General features: G+C 62.8%; 8 protein-coding genes. 5 read left to right on the plus strand and 3 right to left on the minus strand.

Annotation, left to right across the window (positions count from 1 at the left end):
- Window positions 1–41: 41 nt before the first annotated feature.
- From ACR2J1_RS04605 to ACR2J1_RS04615, 3 genes are all read right to left on the minus strand, one after another.
- A complete protein-coding gene (locus tag ACR2J1_RS04605; RefSeq protein WP_434018167.1) occupies window positions 42–200 on the minus strand; it encodes a hypothetical protein in 159 nt (52 codons plus the stop codon).
- Between the two features lie 437 nt (window positions 201–637).
- Window positions 638–2,272, minus strand: coding sequence for a radical SAM protein (locus ACR2J1_RS04610; RefSeq protein WP_434018168.1), 1,635 nt, complete (start codon window positions 2,270–2,272; stop codon window positions 638–640).
- Between the two features lie 205 nt (window positions 2,273–2,477).
- Complete coding sequence (locus tag ACR2J1_RS04615) at window positions 2,478–4,415, minus strand: L,D-transpeptidase family protein (RefSeq protein WP_434018169.1); 1,938 nt, start codon at window positions 4,413–4,415, stop codon at window positions 2,478–2,480.
- 806 nt (window positions 4,416–5,221) lie between these two features.
- Here ACR2J1_RS04615 and ACR2J1_RS04620 point away from each other — a divergent pair.
- From ACR2J1_RS04620 to ACR2J1_RS04640, 5 genes are all read left to right on the plus strand, one after another.
- A complete protein-coding gene (locus ACR2J1_RS04620) occupies window positions 5,222–5,773 on the plus strand; it encodes a mechanosensitive ion channel family protein (protein ID WP_434018170.1) in 552 nt (183 codons plus the stop codon).
- 304 nt (window positions 5,774–6,077) lie between these two features.
- Window positions 6,078–6,689 (plus strand): LemA family protein, encoded by a 612-nt coding sequence (locus ACR2J1_RS04625; RefSeq protein WP_434018174.1) that lies wholly within the window; start codon window positions 6,078–6,080, stop codon window positions 6,687–6,689.
- 31 nt (window positions 6,690–6,720) lie between these two features.
- Complete coding sequence (locus ACR2J1_RS04630) at window positions 6,721–7,491, plus strand: TPM domain-containing protein (RefSeq protein WP_434018171.1); 771 nt, start codon at window positions 6,721–6,723, stop codon at window positions 7,489–7,491.
- Between the two features lie 9 nt (window positions 7,492–7,500).
- Window positions 7,501–8,133: a TPM domain-containing protein gene (locus tag ACR2J1_RS04635; protein WP_434018172.1), complete on the plus strand. Its 633-nt coding sequence runs from the start codon at window positions 7,501–7,503 to the stop codon at window positions 8,131–8,133.
- On the plus strand, window positions 8,114–9,158 hold a 1,045-nt coding region (locus tag ACR2J1_RS04640; protein ID WP_434018173.1), incomplete at its 3' end, for an MFS transporter. The genes ACR2J1_RS04635 and ACR2J1_RS04640, both read left to right, overlap by 20 nt.

Genomic DNA, 9,158 nt, shown 5'->3' on the forward strand with positions numbered 1-9,158 from the left:
ACCCCGAACGCTTGGACGAAGGGGCCACGGCGCAGGCGGGATCAGTTGTCGCTGACCTCGATATAGCTGCGGAGGGCTGCAACCATCGCAACGGACAGACGCAGGGCGGGGTCGGTCTCATCACGGATCAGATCGAGCGCGGCCAAAGCATCCGCCTTCGATGCAATCGGCGTTTTTTCAATCGCACCGTTGAGCAGCATGTGAGCGTGGGGGTATTGTTGATGTGACCCCGCACACCTTGGCACACGGCCGCGACTTGGCTAATGCAATCCGGCATAGGGACGTGGGAAGCAGCAGGCTTCCTTGCGATGAGTGAGAAAACGCTGATGGCGGTTTACGGTCATCATCATCCGAACTTCATGCGAGGAGCCGCGTGCGCTATTGGCCTCGTCCGCAGAATGTCCGCGTAATGAAGTAATGTTTTTGTTCTGTTCCGCAGTGATTGATACGCAAAAGTCGCGAAGATTATAGATTGGGCGCGTGGCGACCGGTCTTGCCAAGGTTGGGGTCGTGGGTTCGAATCCCATCGCCCGCTCCAAATTTCCTTACATGAGAATCGCAAGCTTCAGAGCCATCATCCGATGGGTCTGCGGCCGCGCGCCGCGCGCGTCGTTGCACCGGAATGCTGTCGCTGGGACTAGCTTGCAAGCGCCTGCGGCGCCTCTTCCCGCCGCTTCACCCGCGAGAAGGATCGTCCGGCCATCGGCATCGCGCCTGTGACGGCATCCACCTTCGCCATATCGCGGACAAGCGCGTCGTAGTGGTAATGCATCGCCACCTTGAGCACATAGACGAAGAGGATATGCGGCTCGCCCGCTCGCTCCTTGAGTACGCGCCAGAGCTGCAGTTTGTACCGCGCCTTCAGCTGGTCGTCCTCCACCTGCCGCAGTACGCGAGACGCCACCACGGCAAACCTCACATAATTGAGGAAGGACCGCTTCGCCCAGGCCAATTTCTGCGTCTTCCAAAACGGCAACTCGTGCACCGTGAACTTGAAGCCTCGATCAATGAACAGCGCGTCGAGCCGCTCGAAATACGCGTCCGGGGTATAGGAGGCCTTCATCACGTCGATGAAACCGTCGCGCAGCTCCTCGCGTGACATTCCGAGCGGAATGACATTGGTGCCGTAGCGATCGCTCGCATCGTCGTCGTTCAGCCGCCCCGCGATCTTCAGCCGGTCGTAAAGCGGCGTGGTCGGGATCGCATGCAGCATGCCGATCAGGGCCGCGGAGATCCGAGAATCGCTCAGGAAGGTCGGCAGCACGTCGAAGATCGTGGGATCGTCATTGTCGAAGCCGACGATCATGCCGCACCAGACATCGATGCCGCGCTTCTGGATACGATGCACGCGCTCCAAAAGCGTCCCCGCGTTCGGGCGAACGTTCTGGTGCTTCTTGGTTTCTTTCAGAGACGCCTCGTTCGGGGTCTCAATGCCGATGAACACGCTTTGGAAATTCGCATGACCCATCAGCTCCATCAGCTCGTCGTCCTCGGCGAGATCGAGCGAGGCCTCAGTGAAGAGCGTGAGCGGATAGGCGCGCTCCTGCTGCCACGCCACGATGTCGCGCAGGATCGGCTTGATCGCCTTTTTGTTGCCGATGAGATTGTCGTCGACGACGAAGACGATTCTTAAGCCGGCCTGCTGGAATGATTCAAGCTCGGCCAGGACCTGCTCGCTGGTTTTGAGGCGGGGCTTCCGGCCGAAGGTCACGATGATATCGCAGAACTCGCAGGTAAACGGGCAGCCGCGGGAAATCTGCATACTACCGAACATGTAGCGCTCGGCCTTGAGGAGATCGACACGCGGCAGCGGCAGCTGCGTGACGTCGGTTTTGTCCTCCTGCTGATAGCGCGCCTTGTGGCAGCCTTGGTCCCAGTCGCGCAGGAACTGCGGCCAGGTATCGTCCGCCTCGCCGACGAAGATGATGTCGGTCAGCCCGTCCAGTTGCTCTTCCTCGACGGTTGCCATCGGCCCGCCAACGGCGGTCATCACGCCGCGCGCCCGCACCTCGTCCAGGATCTCGCGCATGCGCCGCCCTTGGATGCTCATGCCTGTTAAGCAGACAAGGTCGGCCCGCCCCAAGCGCTCGAAATCGATGTCTTCGACGTTTTCGTCGATCAGGGTCACGTCGTGATGGTCCGGCACGAGGGCGGCGAGCAGCGCGAGGCAAGCCACCGGCAGGTTCGCCTGCTTGCCCAGCAGGCCCATGCAATGCTCCATCCCCCAGAACGAAACGTCGAAACGCGGATTGATGATGACGATATCGGCCATGCTTATCCTAACGGGAGGCGTGCGAATTGGTTGCCGCATCGAAGGCAGATGCAGGCGCATCCTAAGGGCGAATTGTGGCGGTGAGGGGATTCCAGGCCCGCCCATTCCCAACGTTTCTTGGCCGGCAACGGTCTGGACCATGCGGGCAAAATAACAAACGAGCGCCAGGGATTTCCTGACGCTCGCGTTATTTCGTCAGCCTTCGCTAGGGCCAGCGCCGGTAGCCACGCTGATTGCGGAAGCCGAAATTGTTGCCGTAATTGTTTTGATAGGTGTTGGGCCGCACGGCTCGCGTCCGGTTCTTCCGTGGCTGCGGGGCAAGCTCCGACTTGAGGCTTGCCGAGGTGACCTTGGCGGGCATGTCCTTGGCCCAAACAACGAAATCGGCGCCCTTGGCGAGGCTCGCCGCGTTGATGCTGAGATCGGCGACAATCAGCGACGATCCAGGCGTCAGCCGCTCGGAGATCTTCTGACGCACGTCATCGGGGATCTGAAGGCGATCCAGGGCCTCTTTCCCATCGTCGTCCTGGAGGCTGACCGCCATCCATCGCGTGTGGGTGTCGCCAGGAGCGAACTTCATGGCGGTATAGACGTGGGTGCCGAGCGGCTTCTCGGGGTCGCGGAAGGAGACCGGCGTGTCGAAGACGCGGCCGAAGTCTTGCCGCACGAAGAGGTGGCCCTCGGGCGGGATACCCTTCCCGGCGACGGCGTAGACCTTGTTGACGAACTCGTCGTTGAAGGTACCCGTCTCGGCCATGCCGTTGGCCTTCTGGAAGGCCTTCATGGCGCCAAGCGTCTCCTTCCCGATGGTGCCGTCGAAATTCTGCCGCTCGATATAGCCCATGTCGGTCAGGATATTCTGCACGCCGATGACCCGGTCGCGCTGGGTCCGCCGCGTCACGAGGATGCGCAAGGGCGCCTGCGAGCGGGGTTCTGCGGCCTGGGTCGCCGCAGACTTCATGCCGGCATCGAGTCTCGTTCCAATGACGGACGGAGGCTGCGCGGGCGCGGAAGGCTCGACCGCCGCGGCGACGGGCGCGGGCAGCGCGGGCGTCCCCACCGAAACCGGGGTCACGACCGCATCAACGGTGGTTTGCGCCGGGGCGCTCGCGGTGTCCGTCTTGGCAGAGATTGCAGGGGCCTCGAGCTTGGAAACCGCCGCATTTGGCTGATTGGAGGCCTGATCTTTCGCGTCGCTGAGTGAGGGCTCAGCCGCGGGAGCAGGGCTTGCCGCCGTACGCTCCTTGAGGGGCTCGTCCGTGGATTCAAGCGCATGGGCGCCAGTCGCGCCTGAAGTGCCGGCGAACGGGTTGATGGCGTGGGTACGGGTGTCGTCGCTGCTGCCGTTTGCGTAGCCTGGGACGGTGGGCTCCGGGGCGCCGGGCTTGGCATGGTTGGCGCCTTCCGCAACGCCGGCCGGGGCCATTGGCGCCGCGTCGGTGGCAAGGTTCGGAACGTCGGCTTTGGCAAGGATCACCGGCAGACCCAGTTTCGCGGGGACGGCCTCAAGGCTCGATTGCCGCTGCGGATCTTGCTTCGTCACCATGGCCGGCGCCTCAGGCGGCGGCGCGGGCTGGAAAAGATTGGCGTGCTCGATGATTGTCGGCGTGGGCCGTTTCTGGGCGACGACGACGTGCTCTCCAACGCCGGTGATTTTGTAGAGCTGGGGCGCGAAGGAGAAGGGCAGCCGGATGCAGCCATGCGATGCCGGATAGCCGGGCACCACACCCGCATGCAGCGCCGTACCCGACCAGGTCACGCGCTGCATCCACGGCATCGGCGCGCCGCTGTAGAGATTGGAATGGTGCATACGCTTCTTTTCAAGAATCGTGAACACCCCGGCTTTGGTCGAGTAGCCGCGCATTCCCGTGGACACCTTCGAGCTGGTGACCAAGGTCGTGCCCCGGTAAACGTCGACCCTCTGCTCGCGGAGGGAGACGATAAGCGTCATGGGCTCGCCGCTATCGGCCTGCGGCGCCTTCTCCTCGATTAAATTGGCGTCGGCCTTACGCTTCTTGGCGTCGGCAGGCGACATCGCCACCGTGGCGACGAGGGCGGCAACGCCGAGAGAAGCCGTCAATACGGCAGCCGTCCGCTTCGCGCGCCGCGCGGCCTCTGGGGTCAGGTACTTTATACGCAACACACACGCTCCCCGTGAATGGTCCAGCCCATTTGAGAATCCTTAGGTGTGAGTCCCCCGGCGACTCAGCCGAATCACACTAAGAGAGTCCCGCTATTTTGACCAGCAGAGCCTTCTGATTAGCTAACGTGCACAAGGCGGAACGGTTGCTGGCAGAGATTCCGGTTCGCCTCGGAGAAAATTGCGCCGCTACGCGAGGTTAGTTTCTCCCTTTCGTTCCTCATCGACCCGGTGCTTTTGCAAAGCCTTGGGGGCGCTCGTCGAATAAGTATCCCTCTGTTCCCTTCGCGCAACACTATATCTTTGGACTCCGACGGTCTCTCGCGCCCCACCCATTCGTTAAGACACGATGACGGCAGGAATTAGGTTGCGCGTTCGTGGACAGCCTTTCGGTCGCTCCAGGGGTGGCCAACGCCGCTCTTATGGCTAAGTTGCAGCCCTAAACAGCAAGACGGGTGTGCGGAAGCTGCGATTCATGGAGAACGAAGTTTACGGTACGTCCTGACGCTATGGGGCTTGGCGGTTATTCTCGGCGCTACTGTTCTCGTGGTGGCCTTCGTCGCCAAGCTGTTCTTGCTCCATCGCCTGCCCGAGCCCGGCCCCGGCGAGGACCTCCACTGGCGCACCGTGCTGCGCGAACTGGTCCAGAAGACATCCTCGCTCTTCATTGTTATCGCCTCGCTCTACGCCTCGACGCTCCTGCTGTCGCTGCCGTCCACGGCGCAGGATTTCATTTTCTCGCTCTTCGTCGTGGCACTTTTCATCCAGATCACGCTCTGGGCGGATCGCATCGTCTCCGCCGCGCTGGAGTGGCGTCTCGCGCCGCGCCGGGCGAAGGCGCCCATGCGCAACGCCCTGTCGAATTTATCGTGCGTGTCGGCGTCTGGACGCTGGCGCTCCTGCTCATTTTCGAGAATCTGGGCATCAACGTCACCGCGTTGGTTGCCGGACCAGGCATCGGCGGTATCGCCGTGGCACTCGCTGCGCAGAGTGTCCTCAGCGACCTCTTCTCCTCGCACGCCATCGTGCTCGACCGTCCCTTCGAGGTCGGCGACTTCATCGTCTTCGGCTACCAAAGCGGTACGGTCGAACGCATCGGCATCAAGACCACGCGACTGCGGAGCCTGTCCGGCGAGCAGATCGTGTGCGCGAACTCCGACCTTCTAAATTCGCGCATCCACAACTACAAGCGCATGGCCGAGCGGCGCGTGCTCTTCGCCGTGAGGCCGATCTACGAGACGCCGATCGATAACCTCGAGCGCATCTCCCAGCTCATCGAGGAGATCATCGAAGACCAGGGCAGTGACGCGTTTCGAGCGCGCGCATTTTCACGGCTTCGGAGAATCCGCTTTGGTGTTTGAGATTGTCTATTGGGTGCCTAGCCCCGATCACAACACCTATATGGACATCCATCAGGCCATCAATTTCGGCATCATGCGAGAGTTCGAGCGCATGGATATCGAGCTTGCCCGTCCGAGAACGCTTAACGTCGCAGAATTGATGGCCACGGCCGGAGCCGCGCGTAAACCTGTTAATGCGCGCGAAACGCTGAGCGACGTAGCCCGCGAATGTATTCGCCTGCCGCTGAAAGAGCTTGCGCCGCGACAAGGGCGCCAATACATCGATCCCCCGAGATTGTTTTGGTCCTTTTCAAAGGAGGATGTCATGTTGGCTTGGACGCTCACGCGGCCGGGCGCTACCGCTCGCGCAATTTGCGTGGTGTTGGCGAGCGTCCTGCTCGCCGGCTGCGGCATCAATACCATCCCGACTCTACAGGAGCGGGCCAAGGCCGCTTGGAGCGAGGTGCTCAATCAGTATCAGCGCCGCGCCGACCTCATTCCCAATCTCGTCGAGACGGTAAAGGGCTATGCCTCGCAGGAGAGCAAGGTGCTGACCGACGTCGTCGAAGCCCGCGCCAAGGCGACGCAAACGCGCCTTCCTCCCGATATCCTCACCAATCCGGAAGCCTTCCAGAAATTCCAGGAGGCTCAGAACCAGCTTTCCGGCGCCCTTGGACGCTTGCTGGTGATCACGGAGAACTACCCCGATCTCAAGTCGAACCAGAACTTCCTCGCGCTTCAGTCGCAGCTTGAGGGTACCGAGAACCGCATCTCGATCGCGCGCCGCGACTACATCACGGCCGTCAAGGATTACAACACCGAGATCAGGACCATCCCCGGCCGCTGGTGGCGCGCGCTGCTCTATCCCGACGCGGAGCCCATGCAGAACTTCACCGTGGCGGAAGAGACGACCAAGGTGCCCGAGGTGAAGTTCTAGCCGCGGTCGAGGCAAGGGCCGGATGGCCGCGATGGCAAGGCGCTTCGGCACGGTCGGTTTTGCCCTGGCGCTGGTGTTCTGGCTCGGCCCCGCCTGTGCCGAGCCGACCTTTCCTGCGCTCAGCGGCCGCGTGGTCGACGCCGCCGATCTGTTGAGCGCGGCGGACGAGGCGGCGCTGACAGCGGAGCTTCAATCGCTCGAAGACAAAGCCTCCGACCAGCTCGTCGTGGTGACGCTGCCGTCGCTGCAAGGCTACGCCATCGAGGATTTCGGCTATCAGCTCGGCCGGCACTGGGGCATCGGCACGGCCAAGCTCAACAACGGCGTCGTTCTCATTGTCGCCCCCAACGAGCGCAAGGTCCGCATCGAGGTCGGTCGCGGGCTGGAGCCGACACTCACCGACGCGCTGTCAAAGATCATCATCGAGAATGCGATCCTGCCGCGCTTTCGCTCCGGCGACTATGCCGGCGGCATCAAGGATGGCGTGCGTGACATTGTGCTGTCGCTGACGGGCGACGCCGCTGAGGTGGAGGAGCGCGCCAAGGCGCGGCCCGACGCCGACGATCCTGCGATCGACTGGTTCATGGTTATCTTCTGGACACTGATCATTCTGTGGGTCGTGTACTCAATGTGGCAGAGCGCGCGCCAACCGTCTCGCGCGACACGCGGCGGCCGCGGCGGTGGGCCGATCTTCCTTCCCGGCCCGGGATGGGGCGGCAGCTCGGGGAGCGGCAGCAGTGATGGCGGCTTTTCTGGTGGCGGCGGCAGTTTCGGGGGCGGCGGCGCCTCCGGCGGCTGGTAGGAGAGGACGATGGAGCCCTTCAGCGCCGAAGAGCATGCAGCGATCTCCAATGCCATTGCCCGCGCTGAAGCGAACACCAGCGGCGAGATCGTCGTCATCGTGGCCCGCGCCTCGGACGGCTACCGCTCCTTCGCGCTGATGCTGGCGGCGCTGCTGGCGCTCGCCGTACCGCTGCCTTTGATCTACGCGACCGACTGGCCGATCGAGCACATCTATCTTGCGCAACTCATCGTCTTCGCCGCCGGCGCGGTTCTGACGCAATGGGAGCCGTTGCGCATCGCCATCACCCCAACCGCGCTGAAACGCGCGCGCGCCCACCAGAAGGCGGTGGAGCAATTCATCGTGCAGAACCTGCACACGACCGAAGGCCGCACCGGTGTTCTCATATTTGTGTCTGTCGCGGAGCGCTTCGCCGAGGTGATCGCCGACGAAGGCATCTACCGCAAAGTGCGGCCGGAGATGTGGGAAGAGCTGATCAACGAGCTCACCGTCAATATCGGGCGGGGCTCACGCACGGAAGGTTTCATCGCGGCGGTGAAAGCCTGCGGCGAAGTTCTCGCCGAGCATTTCCCGCCGGGTCGCGGTGACTGCAATGGGCTTCCCAACCATCTGATCGTGCTCGATGACCCGCGGCGCCCGTAGCAGAGCTGCTGAAAGCGGGGGCGAGCAGGAAAGCACGCGGCGCGGAATTTTTGGCTGGGTGTTGTTCGACTGGGCGAGCCAGCCCTTCTACACCCTCATCGTCACGTTTCTGTTTGCGCCTTACTTCGTCAATGGTTTCATGGACGATCCGGCGCGAGGCTCGGCGCTGTGGGCCTACACCACCGGCATCGCTGAGCTAATCGCGGCGTTGCTCGCGCCCGTGCTCGGCGCCATCGCCGACGCCGGACTGCAGCGCAAGCCGTGGATCGCGGGCTTCTCTTTGCTCATCGTGATGGGCTGCGCCGGGCTGTGGTTCGCGGCGCCGGGCGACATGCAGATGCTCCCGCTTGTGCTTCTTGCCTTCGCGCTTGCGATTATCGGCGCGGAGCTCGCGACCGTCTTCACCAATGCGATAATGCCGTCACTTGTGCCCGCGGCAAGGCTCGGCTCGCTCTCGGGTTTCGGCTGGGCGACAGGTTATGTCGGCGGCGTTGTCAGCCTTGTCCTCTTCGCCGGTTTCCTCGCTGCCGATCCGAGCACGGGAAAAACTCTCCTCGGACTGCCGCCGCTCATCACGCTCGACACGGCAACGCGCGAAGGCGATCGTCTCGTCGGGCCGTTCTCCGCGCTCTGGTATCTCGTTTTCGTCCTCCCGCTATTCCTGTTCACGCCAGATCGCCGCGACGCCGCGCCTCGGTCCGGTGCGGTCAAAGCGGGGCTCGTACAACTCATGAGCGGGATGAAGGAGTTGCTGCGGGACCATAAGGAGATCGCGCGCTTTCTGCTTGCACGCATGCTATACGCCGATGGCCTTGGCGCCGTGTTTGCCTTTGGCGGGATCTACGCCGCCACCGTGTTTGGATGGGGCGCCATGGAGCTCGGACTCTTCGGCATTGTGCTCACCATCGCCGGCACGGTCGGCGCTGCCTTGGGCGGCCTGCTCGACGATCACCTAGGCTCCCACCGCGTCATCACTTGGACGCTGTGTCTCTTCATTCTCGCCTCGATCGGAGTCCTCTACGTCG

It is taken from the genome of Methyloceanibacter sp., assembly GCF_050999895.1.
Classification (GTDB): domain Bacteria; phylum Pseudomonadota; class Alphaproteobacteria; order Rhizobiales; family Methyloligellaceae; genus Methyloceanibacter.